Annotated in this window: 16 protein-coding genes; all 16 read left to right on the top strand. The window is 65.7% G+C overall.

Annotated elements, in window-relative coordinates; all coding sequences use genetic code 11:
- The first annotated feature begins 29 nt into the window (after positions 1-29).
- The 16 genes from flgB (at position 30) to ASD22_RS14770 (ending at position 15,385) form a co-directional block, all read left to right on the top strand.
- Positions 30-443, top strand: coding sequence for a flagellar basal body rod protein FlgB (gene flgB, locus ASD22_RS14845; RefSeq protein WP_056085579.1), 414 nt, complete (start codon positions 30-32; stop codon positions 441-443).
- Positions 443-862 carry a flagellar basal body rod protein FlgC gene (flgC, locus tag ASD22_RS14840; protein WP_056085277.1) on the top strand — a complete coding sequence of 140 codons (420 nt, stop codon included), beginning with the start codon at positions 443-445 and terminating at the stop codon, positions 860-862. Before flgB ends, flgC begins: the two co-directional genes overlap by 1 nt.
- Before the next feature lie 25 nt (positions 863-887).
- Positions 888-1,535, top strand: coding sequence for a flagellar hook capping FlgD N-terminal domain-containing protein (locus tag ASD22_RS14835; protein ID WP_056085275.1), 648 nt, complete (start codon positions 888-890; stop codon positions 1,533-1,535).
- A gap of 37 nt (positions 1,536-1,572) precedes the next feature.
- Entirely contained in the window at positions 1,573-2,793 is a 1,221-nt protein-coding gene (gene flgE / locus ASD22_RS14830; protein ID WP_056085273.1) for a flagellar hook protein FlgE, read from the top strand.
- 35 nt (positions 2,794-2,828) lie between these two features.
- On the top strand, positions 2,829-3,569 hold the full coding sequence (gene flgF, locus ASD22_RS14825; protein WP_056085270.1) for a flagellar basal-body rod protein FlgF: 741 nt from the start codon (positions 2,829-2,831) through the stop codon (positions 3,567-3,569).
- Positions 3,570-3,613: 44 nt separating this feature from the next.
- On the top strand, positions 3,614-4,399 hold the full coding sequence (gene flgG, locus ASD22_RS14820) for a flagellar basal-body rod protein FlgG (protein ID WP_007080096.1): 786 nt from the start codon (positions 3,614-3,616) through the stop codon (positions 4,397-4,399).
- An 11-nt stretch (positions 4,400-4,410) separates the two neighbouring features.
- Positions 4,411-5,091, top strand: coding sequence for a flagellar basal body L-ring protein FlgH (gene flgH, locus ASD22_RS14815; RefSeq protein WP_056085268.1), 681 nt, complete (start codon positions 4,411-4,413; stop codon positions 5,089-5,091).
- A gap of 399 nt (positions 5,092-5,490) precedes the next feature.
- Positions 5,491-6,564: a flagellar basal body P-ring protein FlgI gene (locus ASD22_RS14810; protein WP_082520319.1), complete on the top strand. Its 1,074-nt coding sequence runs from the start codon at positions 5,491-5,493 to the stop codon at positions 6,562-6,564.
- Between the two features lie 16 nt (positions 6,565-6,580).
- Positions 6,581-7,678 (top strand): flagellar assembly peptidoglycan hydrolase FlgJ, encoded by a 1,098-nt coding sequence (gene flgJ, locus ASD22_RS14805; protein WP_056085266.1) that lies wholly within the window; start codon positions 6,581-6,583, stop codon positions 7,676-7,678.
- A gap of 162 nt (positions 7,679-7,840) precedes the next feature.
- The gene (flgK, locus tag ASD22_RS14800) at positions 7,841-9,703 is read left to right on the top strand and encodes a flagellar hook-associated protein FlgK (protein ID WP_056085265.1); all 1,863 of its coding nucleotides are present in this window, start codon (positions 7,841-7,843) and stop codon (positions 9,701-9,703) included.
- Between the two features lie 3 nt (positions 9,704-9,706).
- Positions 9,707-10,909: a flagellar hook-associated protein FlgL gene (gene flgL, locus ASD22_RS14795; RefSeq protein WP_056085262.1), complete on the top strand. Its 1,203-nt coding sequence runs from the start codon at positions 9,707-9,709 to the stop codon at positions 10,907-10,909.
- 132 nt (positions 10,910-11,041) lie between these two features.
- Positions 11,042-12,469, top strand: a complete 1,428-nt coding sequence (locus ASD22_RS14790) for a flagellin (protein WP_235577660.1) — start codon at positions 11,042-11,044, stop codon at positions 12,467-12,469.
- A 65-nt stretch (positions 12,470-12,534) separates the two neighbouring features.
- Positions 12,535-13,929 (top strand): flagellar filament capping protein FliD, encoded by a 1,395-nt coding sequence (fliD, locus tag ASD22_RS14785; protein ID WP_056085258.1) that lies wholly within the window; start codon positions 12,535-12,537, stop codon positions 13,927-13,929.
- Between the two features lie 29 nt (positions 13,930-13,958).
- The gene (gene fliS / locus ASD22_RS14780) at positions 13,959-14,366 is read left to right on the top strand and encodes a flagellar export chaperone FliS (RefSeq protein WP_056085256.1); all 408 of its coding nucleotides are present in this window, start codon (positions 13,959-13,961) and stop codon (positions 14,364-14,366) included.
- Positions 14,363-14,662 carry a flagellar protein FliT gene (gene fliT, locus ASD22_RS14775; RefSeq protein ID WP_235577659.1) on the top strand — a complete coding sequence of 100 codons (300 nt, stop codon included), beginning with the start codon at positions 14,363-14,365 and terminating at the stop codon, positions 14,660-14,662. The genes fliS and fliT overlap by 4 nt, the downstream gene beginning before the upstream one ends.
- A 174-nt stretch (positions 14,663-14,836) precedes the next feature.
- Positions 14,837-15,385: a PilZ domain-containing protein gene (locus ASD22_RS14770; RefSeq protein ID WP_056085254.1), complete on the top strand. Its 549-nt coding sequence runs from the start codon at positions 14,837-14,839 to the stop codon at positions 15,383-15,385.
- Positions 15,386-15,480: the final 95 nt, after the last annotated feature.

The following is a 15,480-nucleotide window of genomic DNA, read 5'->3' as shown; positions in this document are numbered from 1 at the left end:
CCGTGCGGCAACAGCACGCGGAGCGAACGATGAGCCTGACCCCCGACAACCTGTTTGGCATCCATACCCGGGCCCTGGACCTGTGGCAGAACCGTACCGAAGTTCTGGCCAACAACCTGGCCAATGCGGACACGCCGGGATTCCAGGCGCGCGACATCGATTTCCGCAAGGTGCTGGCCGCGGCCAGTGACAGCGCGGGTGCGGCGGGCAACGTGGCGTTGCAGGCGCCCACACCCGGGCAGATCGGTGCCGGTTCGACGACGGCGGCCGCCACGCAGCTGTCCTGGCGCAATCCCACCCAACCCAGCATGGACGGCAACACCGTCGACGAGCAGGTCGAGCAGGCCGCCTTTGCCGCCAATGGCGTGCATTACCAGGCGAGCCTTTCCTTCATCACGGCGCAGATCCGCATGTTGCGCACCGCCATCGAGGGCCAAGGCTGATGTCTCTTTTCTCCATATTCAACGTGGCCGGCTCCGGCATGGCCGCCCAGTCGACCCGGCTCAACACCGTGGCCAGCAACCTCGCCAACGCCGACAGCGTGGCCAGTACGCCGGAAGCGGCCTATCGCTCGCGCCAGCCGCTGTTTGCGGCGGTGCAGAAGCAGTTCGGCAGCCAGGCGGTCGACAACGGCCAGGGCGTGCAGGTGCTTGGCGTCACCGAGAGCCAGGCGGCGATTCCCAGCCGCTACGAGCCGGGCAACCCGCTGGCCAACGCCGACGGCTATGTCTTCTCCAGCAACGTCAACCCGGTCGATGAGCTGGTCAACATGATTTCCGCCTCGCGTTCGTACCAGAACAACGTCGAGGTCATGAATTCCACCCGCCAGCTGATGCAGAAGACATTGGATCTGGGCAAGTGATGCAACCCCTTTCGAGGCACATGAAATGAGCGACATGGCAATCAACGGCGTGGGTTCGGCGGCGGCCACCGCGGCGACCAGCAGCAAGGACAAGGCACTCAGCCAGTCCGATTTCCTGAGCCTGCTGGTTCAGCAGATGCGCAACCAGGACCCGACCCAGCCGATGGATTCATCGCAGATGGTCAGCCAGCTGGCGCAGATCGGCCAGGTGTCCGCGACGCAGTCGTTGAAGACTTCGTTCGATGCGCTGAGCGCCTCGATGCAGGGCAACCAGCTGTTGCAGGCCAGCAGCATGGTCGGGCGCAGCGTCACCGTGCCGTCGGCCGCGGGCAAGTTGCAGGACGGCGGCCTGGATGGCGCGGTGAACGTGCCCGATGGCGGCGGCACCGTGCTGGTGCAGATCACCGATGCGGCCGGCAACGTGCTGCGCACGTTGAACCTGGGTACGCCGGCATCGGGCCTGGCGTCGTTCCACTGGGACGGCAAGGGCGATGACGGCACCGTGCTGGCGAACGCCACGTACGGCCTCAAGGCGCAGGCGGGCAACACCGCGGTGCCGACCTACGTCAGCGGCAAGGTGGCCGGCGTGGGGATGACCGGCGCTGATGGCGCCTATCTGGATGTGGACGGTTTTGGTGGGGTCCTGCTGAGTCAGGTCGCGCAGATCAACTGACGGCCCCACGGGGCTACAACACTTAAGGAATTTCCCGATGGCTTTCAATATCGCACTGAGCGGCCTCAACGCGGCATCCGCCGATCTCGAGGTCACCGCCAACAATATCGCCAACACCGCCACCACCGGCTTCAAGGGCTCGCGTGGCCAGTTCGCCGAGCTGTTCAGCGCTGCCGGCCCCAACCTCAGCGCCACCAAGATCGGCAGCGGCGTGCGGCTGACCAATGTGGCCCAGCAGTTCACCGCCGGCAGCATCGAGACCACCGACAACAGCCTGGATTTCGCGATCAGCGGCGACGGCTTTTTCACCCTGAAGGACGGCAAGGGCTACTCCTACACCCGGGCCGGTGCGTTCCAGAAGGACCCGAGCGGCTTTGTCACCAACTCCGCCGGCCAGCGCCTGCAGATCTTTCCGGCCAACGCCAACGGCACCTTCGACAACAGCACGTTGTCCGACCTGCAACTGCTGACCTCGCAGAACGCGGCCAAGGCCACCGGCAACGTGCAGATGTCGCTGAACCTGCCCTCGGACGCTACCCCGCCGGCGGTGGCGTTCGACCCCAACGATGCAACCAGCTTCAATCAGTCGACCCCGTTCACGGCCTACGACTCGCTCGGCGCCACCCACAGCGGCACCGTGTATTTCGTCAAGGACGCGGCGGCCAATGTGTGGAACGCCAGCCTGTATATCGACGGCCAGCAGGCCGGCGCGTCGCAGCAGCTCACCTTCAACAGTAGCGGCGGGCTGGTGGCGCCGGTGGGCGGCAAGCTGAACTTCGGTGCAGTGAACGTCAGCCCCGGTTCGGACCCGATGCAGCTGAGCCTGGACCTGGCCAAGGCCACCCAGTTCGGCAACACCTACGCCGCCAGTGCGATCAATCCGGACGGCTACCCCACCGGCATCCTGTCCAGCATCGACGTGTCCGCCGAGGGCGTGGTGCAGGCGAAGTATTCAAACGGCCAGACCACCTCGCTGGGGCAGCTTGCGCTGGCGCAGTTCTCCAACCAGCAGGGCCTGCGTCAGCTGGACAACACCAACTGGGCGGCGTCCTACGACTCCGGTACGCCGGTGATGGGTGCGGCCGGCAACGGTACCTACGGCGTGGTGCAGGCCGGTGCGCTGGAGGCTTCCAACACCTCCGACCTCACCGCGCAGCTGGTCAACATGATCAAGGCGCAGCGCAACTACCAGGCCAATGCGCAGGTGATCCAGGCCGACAACAAGTTGACCCAGACCATCATCAACATCGGCAACTGAGCCCCGGCCCTTCGCTGACCCACGGAACCTGACCCATGGACCATTCCCTCTATGTAGCCATGACCGGCGCCACGCAGATGATGCGGGCGCAGTCGGAGGTGGCGCACAACCTCGCCAACGCCGACACGGTCGGTTTCAAGGCGCAGATGTCCGCGTTCCAGCCGCTGGCGGTGCAGGGGCAGGGCCTGCCCACGCGCGTCAACGGCGTGGCCTACGGGCAGGGCGTCGACATGCGCCAGGGCGGCCAGATCGACACCGGTCGCGAGCTGGACGTGGCGGTGCAGGGCGAGGGCTGGATCGCGGTGCAGGCACCCGACGGCAGCGAGGCGTACACACGCGCAGGCAGCCTGCAACTCACCGCCGATGGCCTGCTCACCGATGACCGCGGCAACCCTGTGATGGGTGACGGCGGACCGATCACCGTGCCGCAAAGCACGCAGATGTCGATCGGCGCCGACGGCACGCTGTCGGTGGTGCCGATGGGCCAGACGCCCGAAACCATCGCTGCGGTCGGCCGCCTCAAGCTGGTCAATCCCGGCGTGGATCAACTGCAGCAGGGCACCGACGGCCTGATGCACCTGGTCGGTGGCGGCAACGCCCCCGCGGACCCAGCGGTCACCTTGAAGTCGGGCGCGCTGGAGTCGAGCAACGTCAACCCTTCCGAAACGCTGGTGCAGATGATCCAGCTGTCGCGTCAGTACGAATTGCAGATCCGCTCGATCAAGAGCGCCGACGAAAACGCGCAGTCAGCCTCGCGGCTGCTGCAGATGGCCTGATCACTTTCACATAGACACCCAGACGTCCAAACGGAGTCAATGACATGTTCTCTTCCCTGTGGGTAGCCAAGACCGGCCTCGATGCGCAGCAAACGCGCATGGACGTGATTTCCAACAACCTGGCCAACGCCAACACCACCGGCTACAAGAGCGCCCGCGCCTCGTTCCAGGACCTGGTCTACCAGAACCTGCGCCAGCCCGGCGGCCAGACCACCGAGCAGACCCAGGCGCCCTCGGGCCTGATGCTGGGTACCGGCGTGCGCGTGGTCGGCAGCGAGAAGCTGTTCACCCAGGGCAACATCGAGCAGACCGGCAACGCGCTGGACGTGGCCATCCAGGGCCGCGGCTTCCTGCAGGTGACGATGCCCGACGGCACCATCGCCTACACCCGCGACGGCTCGCTGCACCAGGATGAGAACGGCCAGATCGTCACCGCCAACGGCTACTCCATCGATCCGCCGATCAGCATCCCGGCCAACGCGCAGAGCATCACCATCGGCAGCGACGGCACCGTCAGCGTGAGCCTGGCCGGCCAGGCCGCCACCCAGCAGATCGGCACCGTGCAGCTGGCCGACTTCATCAACCCGGCCGGCCTGCAGCCCAACGGCGACAACCTCTACCTGGAAACCGCGTCCAGCGGCTCGCCGCAGATCGGCCAGCCCGGACTCAACGGGCTGGGCACGCTGGAGTCGGGTGCGCTGGAAAGCTCCAACGTCAACGTGGTCGAGCAGATGGTCAACATGATCCAGACCCAGCGCACCTACGAAATGAACTCCAAGGCCGTGTCGGCTGCCGACTCGATGCTGCAGTACCTGACCAACAAACTCTGAGTGATGCCGTGATGTTCACCCGTTGCCGAACCCTGACCGCTCTTTGCGCCCTGGCCCTGCTGGCCGGTTGCGCTGGTGGCCCCACCGCGCGCGACGACGCGCAATGGGCGCCCACGCCGCCGCCCGCGCAGCCGACGGTGGCGCAGGCGGACGGGTCGATCTATCACGACCAGCAGAACATGGAGTTGTTCGCCGACCCGCGCGCGCACCGCGTCGGCGACATCCTCACGGTGGCCCTGGTGGAAAGCACCCAGGCCAGCAAGAAGGCCACCACCACCACCAGCAAGAGCGACAAGGCGAACATCGCCTCGCCCACCGTCCTCGGCCATGCCTTGTCGATCGGCGGCAAGGTGGCGGACATCGGGCTGGATGGCGAGCGCACCTTCGACGGCGCCGGCTCCAGCACCCAAAGCAATCAACTGGTCGGACAACTCACTGTCACGGTGGCGCAGCGCCTCACCAACGGCAATCTGCTGATACGCGGCGAAAAGTGGCTGACCATCAACCAGGGCCAGGAGCTGGTGCGCATCTCCGGCATCGTGCGCCCGCAGGACATCGGCCAGGACAACGTGGTGCCGTCAACCCGCGTTGCCGACGCCCGCATCAGCTACACCGGCCGCGGCACGCTGGCCGATGCCAATACGCGCGGCTGGTTGTCGCGGTTCTTCAATTCCAAATGGATGCCTTTCTAAATGAACGTCCATACGTCCATAAGCCTCACGGCTGCCCCGAAGCACGAAGGCACGAACCTGCACGGCACGCTCGCCCCCTCTCCCCCCCGGGGAGAGGGTTGGGGAGAGGGTGCCCCAATCTCCCTCACCTCCATCTACAACGCGCTTTCCAAGTTCAGCCGCCGCCTCATCGGACACTTTCGCAAGCCCGCCCCCTCTCCCCAGCCCTCTCCCCGCCGGGGAGAGGGGGCAGGTCTGCGCTTCGTATTCGGCTGCACTTCCGCTCTTGCTCCCTCCCCTGCTCGCAGGGGAGGGTTGGGGAGGGGTGCTCTTGCTCTGGTGCACAAGATCAAAAGCTTCACCCCCTCCCAGCCTCCCCCTGCACGCAGGGGGAGGGGCCTCATCGCCGCCTCCCTCGCACTGTTGCTGTTGTTCATCGCCCCCGCTCACGCCGACAAGATCCGCGACCTCGCCCAGGTCGCCGGCGTGCGCAGCAACCAGCTGATCGGCTACGGCTTGGTCGTAGGCCTGGATGGCAGTGGTGACCAGACCACGCAGGCCCCGTTCACCACGCAGAGCCTGGAAAACATGTTGCAGCAGTTCGGCATCACCGTGCCGGCGAATGCGCGACCGCAGTTGAAGAACGCGGCCGCGGTGATGGTGACGGCGGAGTTGCCGCCGTTCGCCAAGCCCGGCCAGGCGATCGACGTCACCGTGGCCTCGATCGGCAACGCCAAGAGCATCCGCGGCGGCCAGCTGCTGATGACCCCGCTGCGCGGTGCCGACGGCAACGTCTACGCGATCGGGCAGGGCAGCGTGGTGGTGGGCGGCATCAGTGCGCAGGGCAAGAGCGGCTCCAGCGTGCAGGTGAACATTTCCGCCAGCGGGCGCATTCCCAATGGCGCCTCGGTGGAGCGCACCGTGCCATCGTCGTTTTCCGGTGGCGGCAATTTGACACTGAACCTCAATACCGCCGATTTCACCACGGCCGCGCGCATCGCCACGGCGATCAACCAGGCCTACGGCGCCGGTACCGCGCAGGCGATCGATGGCGGTTCGGTATCCGTGCGCGGGCCGCAGGACCCGTCGCAGAAAGTGGCGTGGATGGGTGCGATCCAGAGTCTTGAAGTGCAGCCCGGCGATGCGCCGGCGCGGGTGGTGGTCAACTCGCGCACCGGCACCGTGGTGATCGGTTCGGACGTGCGGGTGAGTGCGGCGGCGGTATCGCATGGCGCCATCCAGGTGACCATCGGCGAGCAGCCGCTGGTCAGCCAGCCGGCGCCGTTCAGCCAAGGCCAGACCGCGATCGTGCCCAGCAGCAACGTGCAGGTCAGCGAAGACAACGGCCACATGTTCAAGTTCGGCCCGGGCGTGAGCCTGGACACCATCGTGCGCGCCGTGAACCAGGTGGGCGCCGCGCCCAGCGACCTGATCTCGATCCTGCAGGCATTGAAGCAGGCTGGCGCGCTTCATGCAGAGCTCGTGGTGATTTGATCAAACCGTCAAGATCATGACAGCCATCAACCCCAACAATCCTGCCCTCGATACCTGGACCGAAATGTCCGGCTTCCAGCAGTTGCGCGCGCAAGCGCGCAGCGATGGCGGCAAGGCGGCGTTGCCGGCGGTGGCCAAGCAGTTCGAGTCGATCTTTACGCAGATGATGTTGAAGTCGATGCGCGACGCCAACGCCTCGATCGGCGAGGGCATCGGCGACAGCAAGGCGGGCGATTCGTACCGCGACATGTTCGACCAGCAGCTGTCGTTGACCCTGGCCAATGGCCGCAACGGCCTGGGCATCGCGAAGATGCTGATCCGCCAGCTGGGCGGAAAGCCCGATGCCGCGCCGGCCGCGCTGACGCCCGCCGACCTGGCCGCCACGCAGGCGTTGAGTGCAAGCGCGCCCGGCACAAGGACGGCGCGCAACGTCAGTGAGGTGATGAACGCCAACGTGCGCGCGCTGCTGCAACTGGGCAGCAATGCCGACAACGACGCCGCCTCCAACGCCATGCCGTCCGTCACCGACACCAACCCCGGCTGGCGCGACACGCTGGACAAGCTGGCCCAGGGCGCGGCGAACGTGGCCGGCACTGCCGCCCGCTTGCTGCCCGGTGGCGACCCGGTGAATTTCGTGCGTGCGCTGGCGCCGCACGCCGCCGCGGCTGCGCAGAAGCTGGGTGTCTCCACCCGCGCGCTGCTGGCGCAGGCGGCGCTGGAAACCGGCTGGGGCAAACACCTGCCCCGCGGTGGCGACGGCAGCAGCAGCAACAACCTGTTCGGCATCAAGGCCGGCAGCAGCTGGGACGGCGACAAGGTCACCGTGCCCACGCTTGAATACGAAAACGGCGTGGCCGTACGCAAGCGCGACCAGTTCCGTGCCTACGATTCGCCGTCCGATTCGTTCGCCGACTACGCCCGCCTGATCAGCGACAGCCCACGCTACGCCCGCGCCCTGGGCCAGGGCGAAAACATCGCCGGCTTCGCCCACGCGCTGGTGCGCGGCGGCTACGCCACCGACCCGTCGTATGCGCAGAAGATCACCGCCATCGCCAACAGCCCGCAGATGCGCGAGGCCTTGGCGGCGCTGCATCTGGATGGGGTGGCGCAATGAACCGGCGCATCGCGAACGCTGTTGTAGGAGCGGCTTCAGCCGCGACGCACTTGCGCGAATCCGATGGAAGCATCGCGACTGAAGTCGCTCCTACAGCTATCGCATCTCTCGCCGTTAACGGTGGCGTGCGTTGCCGTGTATCCGGCACACCGAGGAAGATCCATGGTTGACATGCTCAACACCGGCGTCTCCGGCCTGCTCGCCGCCCAGGTTGGCCTGAGCACCGTCGGCCACAACGTGGCGAACGTCAACACCAACGGCTACAGCCGTCAGCAGGCGTCGTTCGGTACCGCGCTGCCGCAGGGTGTGGGCGGCTATTTCATCGGCAGCGGCGTCAACACGGTGGCGGTGCAGCGCGCGTACAGCCAGTTCCTCAACACCTCGCTGTGGTCGGCCACGTCCAGCTCCAGCCGCGCCGACACCATGGCCGGCCTCACCGGCCAGATCAACAACCAGTTGTCCGGCAGCAGCAACCTGCAGACCTCGCTCGACAGCTTTTTCGGCGCGGTCAACGACACCGCCAATGCGCCGTCGGATACCGCCTCGCGCCAGGTCTTGCTGGCGCGCGCAGGCGGGTTGGTGAGCACGTTCCAGTCGCTGTCCGGCCAGTTCAACCAGCTCTCCAGCCAGGTGCAGCAGCAGATCGGCGACGCCGTCAATTCGATCAACAGCTACAGCGACTCGATCGCCAAGTTGAACGGCCTGATCCGCTCGTCCGTGGCCACCGGCGGCACGCCGCCCTCCGACCTGCTCGACAAGCGCGACGCCCTGGTGAAAGACCTGGCGGCGCAGGTGGGCATCACGGTGGTGCCGCAGAACGACAACACCATCAACGTGTTCGTGGGCAACGGCCAGGCGCTGGTGTCGGACACGCAGTCATACCCGCTGGCCACTGCGCCGAACGTTTACGACGCCACCCGCCAGGAAGTGGTGGGCGCGGCTTCGGGCAGCGTGCTGAGCGGGCGCATCAGCGGCGGCGCCCTGGGCGCCTTGATGGATTTCCGCAGCAGCGTGCTGGACCCGGCGCAGACCCAGTTGGGTCGCACCGCGCAGGCACTGGCCAGCGCCTTCAACGCCCAGCACATGCAGGGCGTGGATCTGAACGGCGACGTGGGCGGCCAGTTTTTCAGCGTGGCCGGCCCCACCGCGCAGGCAGCCAGCAGCAACAACGGCACCGGCAACGTGGACGCCAGCATCAGCGACATCAGCAAGCTCACCGGCGCCGATTACACCCTCAGCTACGCCGGTGGTGCCTGGTCGCTGCGAGACACCAATGGCAACAACGTGGCGATGGGCGGCACCGGTACCGCCGCCGATCCGTTCACGGCAGGCGGCCTGAGCATGGTGGTGCCGGCCGGTGCCGTGGCCGGCGACAGTTTCCGCATCCAGCCCAGCCGCAATGCGGCCGCCAGTCTCGCGGTAGTGATCACCAACCCGGACAAGGTTGCCGCCGCCGCGCCACTGGCCATCAAGAACGGCATCAACAACACCGGTACCGCCACGGCCAGCGCCAGCCTCGATGGCGGCGCGCTCAGCGGCGGTGTCGTGCAGTTCACCTCCGCCACCACGTACACCGTGGACGGCGGCGCCGTACAAACCTACACACCGGGGCAGCCGATCAACGCCAACGGCTGGAACCTGCAATTCAGCGGCACGCCGCAGAACGGCGACAGCTTCACCCTGACGCCAAACAGCAACGCGCAGGGCGACAACACCAACGCGCTGATGCTCGGCAAGGTGGCCAACCTGGGTGTGCTCAACGGCGGCGTCACCAGCGTGGGCGGTGCCTACAGCCAGCTGGTGGGCCAGGTCGGCAGTGCCGGCGCCGTGGCCAACGACGAGAAGACCACGCAAACAGCCGTCTATAACCAGGCCTACGGATCGCAGCAAAGCGTCTCGGGCGTGAACCTGGACGAGGAGGCCGCCAACCTGGTGCGTTTCCAGCAGGCCTATCAGGCGTCGGCGCAGGTCATCACCACCGCCAACAGCATGTTCACCGCGCTGCTCAGCGCCGTGCAGGGGTAAGCCATGCGAGTTTCCACCAGCTGGATGCAGCAGCAGTCGGTCGGCAGCATGATGGATCGGCAAAGCGACCTGTCCAACCTCAGCACGCAGTTGAGCACGGGCAAGCGCATCAACCAGCCCTCCGACGATCCGGTCGGCGCGGCGCGCGCGGTAGACCTTACCCATCTCGGTGCCGACAACGCGCAGTACCAGCGCAACATCACCTCGGCCAACGCGCGACTGGGGCTGGAAGACCAGAGCCTGTCCAACGTCACCAACGTGTTGGGTCGCGTGCGCACGCTGCTGCTGCAGGCGGCCAACGGTTCGCAGACGGATGAAACCCGCGGCGACATCGCCGCCGAGATGGTGCAGTTGCGCCAGCAGTTGCTGGGCCAGGCCAACAGCAAGGATGGCCAGGGCGACTACATTTTCGCCGGCAACCGCACCGGCACCGAGCCGTTCGCCTCGCAAGGCAGCGTCACCTACGTGGGTGACGACGGGCAGCGCATGGTCGCCGCCGGTCCCGGCCTGCAGATCGCCACCGGCGATCCGGGCAGCGCGGTGTTCGTCAATATTCCCAGCGGCAACGGCACGTTTGCCGTCAGCGCCGGCACCGCCAATACCGGCAGCGTGGTGGCGGGCAGCACCAGCGTCAGCAACCCCAACGCCAACCCTTCGGCGTGGGATGGCGGCAGCTACAGCATCGTGTTCACCGCGGCCGATACGTTTGAAGTGCAGGACGGTGTCGGCACCGTGCTGGACACCGGTACCTACGACCCGATCAAGGGCGGCAGCATCACGTTCCGCGGCGCGCAGGTTGCCTTCCAGGGCACGCCCGACGTGGGCGACAGCTTTGCACTGGGCGCATCGCAACCGCAAAGCGTGTTCGCCACGCTGGACAACATCATCAATGTGCTGCAGACGCCCAATGGCGGCGACAGCAAGATGCAGAACGCCATCAACACCCAGTTTTCCAGCCTCGATCAGGCGATCGACAACATTTCGCGTACCCGCGGCAAGGTGGGGGCACGGATGAATGCGCTGGACCAGCAGTCGGGGCTCAACGATGACTTGAGCCTGCAGTACAAGAGCGCGCTTTCAGACGTGCAAAGTGTCAACTACTACGACGCAATCAGCCAGCTCGGCGCGCAAACCACCGCGTTGCAGGCTGCGCAGCAGACCTTTACCAAGGTGCAAGGGTCAAAATTATTTGATTATTTGCGTTGACAAGACTCAAGTTCCGATGTGTTGAGTCGAAACACTGAACAAGGCGGAGGCATTCCCGAGTGAATCCCCGTCCGATTGTCTGGGCCGGCCATCGTCGGCACACAACCCCGATTCGGAGATACTCCCATGGTCATGAGCGTTATTACCAACATCAGCTCGCTGAATGCCCAGAAAAACCTGGCCACGTCGCAGAGCAAGCTGTCCACCGCGATCGAGCGCCTGTCGTCCGGCATGCGCATCAACAGCGCGAAAGACGATGCCGCCGGCCTCGCCATTTCCACCCGCTTCACCACCCAGATCAACGGCCTGAACCAGGCCGTGGCGAATGCCAGTGACGGCATCTCGCTGGCGCAGACCACCGAGTCGGCGCTGAACGAGGTGACCAACAACATGCAGCGTATCCGTACGCTGGCCGTGCAGTCCGCCAACGCCACCAACTCCGACAGCGACCGCGCCGCGCTCGATGCCGAAGTGCAGCAGCGTCTGGCCGAGATCACCCGCATCTCCACGCAGACCACGTTCAACGGTCGCCATGTGCTGGATGGCTCGTTCGGTACGGCGGCGTTCCAGATCGGCGCCAACGTGGGCGAGACGATTTCGGTGAACCTGGAGCAGGGCGCCGGTGCCAGCCAGATTGGCTTGATCGCCAAAACCGGCAGCAGCGCGGCATTTTCCGCCGGCGTGAAGATCGACGGCGACCTCGTCGTCAATCTGGCCGATGGTGGCGGTACCGGTGTAGCCACGACGGCAAACGTGGCCAAGGGCACTTACACCTCGGTGGAGGCCTTGGCGACGGCGATCAACGAGGCCGTCGTGAAGGCGGGCGGAACGGGCACCGTGGCGACCGTCGATGCGACCACCGGCAACCTTGTTCTTGCCGCGGCCACCACGGGTGGCGCCCTGACATACACCGGCGCCCAGGCTGCCGCTGGCAAGATCGGTACGACTGCCCTGGCGACGGGTACCGTGGCGGGTTCGGCCGACAGCGTCGGTGACATCAAGCTCGCTGCGAACGATCTCACCTTCCAGGTGGGCGACGGCTCGGCGGTGGCTCTCGACGCGAAAACCTATCACGGTGTGCAGGAGCTGGCTGACGCGATCAACTCCAAGGGCCTCGACGGCTTGCACGCGTCGGTGGACGCCGACAACAAACTGCAGCTGACGTCGCAGGAGACCCTGGTCATCGGTGGTTCGGCGGCGGGTGCCACGGCAAGCAAGCTGACGGCAGGCTCCTACACGCCGGGCGGTTCGCTCGCCGGTGCCAGCATCAAGACCGTGGCCGGTGCGAATGAAACCATCAGCCGCATCGACTCGGCGCTGTCCACCATCAGCGCCATGCGCAGCGACCTGGGTGCGGTGCAGAACCGCTTCACCTCCACCATCGCCAACCTGCAGACCATTTCGCAGAACCTGAGCGCGTCGCGCAGCCAGATCCAGGATGCCGACTTCGCCGCGGAAACCGCGAACATGTCCAGCGCCAACATCCTGCAACAGGCCGGTGTCTCGGTGCTGGCGCAGGCCAACGCCAGCACGCAGAGCGTGTTGAAGCTGCTGCAGTAACTGCTTGACCCGAGACGGCTGCGGATAGTCCGCAGCCGTCTTCCCCATTACAGGAATCGATATCCATGGCTATCACGGTAGGCTCCACCACACCCACCACGGGTTTGCTGACCTCCATGGGTGTGGGTTCCGGCCTGGACGTCGCCACGTTGGTGGACAAGCTGGTGGCTGCCAAGAAGGCGCCGCAGCAGGACCAGATCACCAACCAGGCCGCCCTGGCCAATACCCAGTTGTCCGGACTGGGCCAGATCGGCGCCGCGCTTTCCGCGCTGCAATCAGCCATGGCCTCCCTCACCGATGGCAGCGCCTTCAACGCGCGCACAGTGAGCGCGGGCGATGCTGATGTGCTGAGCGCCATCAGCAGCGGCAGTCCGGTCAGCGGTAGCTACAAGATCGATGTGAGCCAGTTGGCTACCTCGCTCAAGGCCTCCTCGGCCGCGTTTGCCAACAGCAGTGCCGCAGTAGGTACCGGTACGCTCACCCTCACGGTGGGTGAGCAATCGATGAGCCTGGACCTCAGCGATGGCAACAACTCGCTGGCGCAGGTACGCGATGCGATCAACAAGGCCAGCGACAACCCCGGCGTCACCGCCACCATCGTCAACGGCACCGACGGCGCCCATCTGGTTCTGAGCGGCAGCCGCACCGGCGTCGCCAACGGCTTCACCGTCAGCAGTACGGGTGGCGATGGCGGCCTGGCGGCACTGAACTACGATGCGGCCGCCAGCAGCGGCAACGCGCTCAACGTGATCACCGTGGCGCAGGACGCCGAGTACACCATCGATGGCCTGGCCGGCCACAGCGCCACCAACAGCGTTGCCGGCGCCGTCGATGGACTCACGTTCAACTTGGTCAAGGCTGGCGAGACCACCGTGACCGTGGCCAACGACAACAGCAAGGCCACCAGCGCGCTGACCAATCTGGTCAATACCTACAACAGCTTCGTGGGGATCTACCAGAACCTCACCAAGTACGACGCCACCAGCAAAACCGCCGGCGCCATGATCGGCGATGCCACCATCAACGGCATCAGCAACACGTTGGCGCGACTGGTTGGCGGCAGCGCCAATGGCAGTTCGCTGTCCGAGCTGGGCATCTCGCTGCAGGTGGATGGCACGCTCAAGCTGGACAAGGATGCGCTGACCAAGGCCATGAGTGACGGTGGCAAGCTCGCCGGCAAGCTGTTCGGCGGCGACGACGGCTTTGCCGCGAAGCTCAACAGCCAGCTCGACCAGTGGGTTGGCAGCAACGGCGTGCTGAACAGCCGCACCGACAGCATCAGCCAGCAACTGAAAGACCTTTCGGTGCAACAGACCACGCTGAACACCCGCATGGCTGACCTCACCGCGCGCTACCAGGCGCAGTTCAGTGCGCTGGACACGTTGATGTCCAAGCTCAACAGCACGAGCAGCTACCTGCAACAGCAGTTCGATGCATTGAACAACGTCAACAAGAAGTAACCCCAAACCTATTCGCAGGAGATGCAGTCATGGGATTCGGCTACGGCGCAGGCGCCTACCAACAGATTCGCTCGCACGGCGGTGTGGAGTCGGCTGACCCGCATGGCCTGATCACGTTGCTGATGGACGGCGCGCTGGAGCGCCTCATCAAGGCGCGCGCACACATGATGCGCGGGGAAGTGGCCGCCAAGGGCGAAGCCATCGGCCGTTGCATCGAGATCATCGGCGGGCTGCGCGACAGCCTGGATCTCAAGGTCGACCCGGTGAACACCGGCCGGCTCGATTCGCTTTACGAATACATGAGCCGCCGCCTGCTGCAGGCCAACCTGCGCGACGACGCCAGCCTCATCGACGAAGTCAGCAAGCTGCTGCAGCAAGTGCGTGACAGCTGGGTGCAGATCGCCCCGTCCGCAACCCAACGCGCCGCCAGCGCATGAGTGCCTCCGCCATGTCCAGCGAAAGCAGCATCGTTGAACAGGCCTTGCAGCTGAGCCGCGACATGCTCAGTGCCGCCCAGGCGCAGGAATGGGAACAGCTGGCCAGCTTGGAAGCCCAGCGCGAGCCATTGCTGCGTCGCGAGCATTCCGCCGACGTGGTTGAGCAACTGGGCGAAATCCTGGCCTGCGACCGCGAGCTGCGCACCCTGGTGCGCCAGGCCCGCGACGAGGCTGCCGCACAATGGCAGCGCCAGAGCGGCCAGGCGCGCGCGATCCGCGCCTACGCGCAGGCCTAGGCGGGTATCGAAGCGTTGTTGTAGGAGCGACTTCAGTCGCGATGCTTCTGCTTTGGAGATCCCGAGCAAGAGCATCGCGACTGAAGTCGCTCCTACAGGTTCACGGTTCACCGCCGCCCCGCCGCTCCGCCGCCGCTACACTCAGCCCACGCCACCATATGACCGGGGATCACGATGGATGCCAATAGCTGGGACGAGTTCGAGCAGCGCGTGAGCTGTGACGAGAGCCTGCATGTGGACAGCGAAGCCATGCCCTGGCCAGACGCCCAGGCGCACCAGGCGCGGCTGGCCGAGCGCAACCTCAACACTTTGTCTGCGGTCGCTGCACTGGAAGAGCGTTACGCCGAAACCGACGATGACAGTCCGCTGATGCTGGAGATCCAGCGGATGGACGCCAAGCTCACCGCACTGGTCGATATCGTCAATCACCTGCTGGTACCCGCCAGCGTGCTGCCGCCACGGCAGGCCCTGCGCTTCAACGCCGTCGGTGCGGTGCTGCCTGCGGCGCTGGTGCCGGGTGATACCTTGGTAGTGCGGTTGCGTTTCGATGTATGCCGCAGCCTGCCGCTGGAGCTGGCGGCCAGGGTGGAGCGTCGGTTGGACAACGGCCATGTGTTTGTGGTGTTCGCCGCGCCGGGTGACGTGCTGGGTGACGCGATTGAGCGACTGGTTTTTCGCCATCACCGACGCAAAGTGGCAGAAACGCGCCAACTGACGTCCTGAGGCAGTTGCGGACAGGTGTCAGGCCGTGACCACGGTCACACTTCGCCTTGCTGGCGCGAACCTTTGTTGACGCTCGCGTCACGACGACGATGTCG

The organism is Rhodanobacter sp. Root480, assembly GCF_001426645.1.
GTDB classification, from domain to species: domain Bacteria; phylum Pseudomonadota; class Gammaproteobacteria; order Xanthomonadales; family Rhodanobacteraceae; genus Rhodanobacter; species Rhodanobacter ginsenosidimutans.
This window is presented reverse-complemented; position numbering and strand designations above follow the sequence as displayed.

What these genes read in the sequence shown, in the direction of transcription:
- flgB (WP_056085579.1), top strand. Translation starts at nt 30, where the DNA reads ATGAGCCTGACCCCCGACAACCTGTTTGGCATCCATACCCGGGCCCTG.
- fliS (WP_056085256.1), top strand. Translation starts at nt 13,959, where the DNA reads ATGGGATTCGGCTACGGCGCAGGCGCCTACCAACAGATTCGCTCGCAC.
- flgF (WP_056085270.1), top strand. Translation starts at nt 2,829, where the DNA reads ATGGACCATTCCCTCTATGTAGCCATGACCGGCGCCACGCAGATGATG.
- flgJ (WP_056085266.1), top strand. Translation starts at nt 6,581, where the DNA reads ATGACAGCCATCAACCCCAACAATCCTGCCCTCGATACCTGGACCGAA.
- flgL (WP_056085262.1), top strand. Translation starts at nt 9,707, where the DNA reads ATGCGAGTTTCCACCAGCTGGATGCAGCAGCAGTCGGTCGGCAGCATG.
- flgK (WP_056085265.1), top strand. Translation starts at nt 7,841, where the DNA reads ATGGTTGACATGCTCAACACCGGCGTCTCCGGCCTGCTCGCCGCCCAG.
- flgH (WP_056085268.1), top strand. Translation starts at nt 4,411, where the DNA reads ATGTTCACCCGTTGCCGAACCCTGACCGCTCTTTGCGCCCTGGCCCTG.
- fliD (WP_056085258.1), top strand. Translation starts at nt 12,535, where the DNA reads ATGGCTATCACGGTAGGCTCCACCACACCCACCACGGGTTTGCTGACC.
- fliT (WP_235577659.1), top strand. Translation starts at nt 14,363, where the DNA reads ATGAGTGCCTCCGCCATGTCCAGCGAAAGCAGCATCGTTGAACAGGCC.
- ASD22_RS14835 (WP_056085275.1), top strand. Translation starts at nt 888, where the DNA reads ATGAGCGACATGGCAATCAACGGCGTGGGTTCGGCGGCGGCCACCGCG.
- flgG (WP_007080096.1), top strand. Translation starts at nt 3,614, where the DNA reads ATGTTCTCTTCCCTGTGGGTAGCCAAGACCGGCCTCGATGCGCAGCAA.
- flgE (WP_056085273.1), top strand. Translation starts at nt 1,573, where the DNA reads ATGGCTTTCAATATCGCACTGAGCGGCCTCAACGCGGCATCCGCCGAT.
- flgC (WP_056085277.1), top strand. Translation starts at nt 443, where the DNA reads ATGTCTCTTTTCTCCATATTCAACGTGGCCGGCTCCGGCATGGCCGCC.
- ASD22_RS14770 (WP_056085254.1), top strand. Translation starts at nt 14,837, where the DNA reads ATGGATGCCAATAGCTGGGACGAGTTCGAGCAGCGCGTGAGCTGTGAC.
- ASD22_RS14790 (WP_235577660.1), top strand. Translation starts at nt 11,042, where the DNA reads ATGAGCGTTATTACCAACATCAGCTCGCTGAATGCCCAGAAAAACCTG.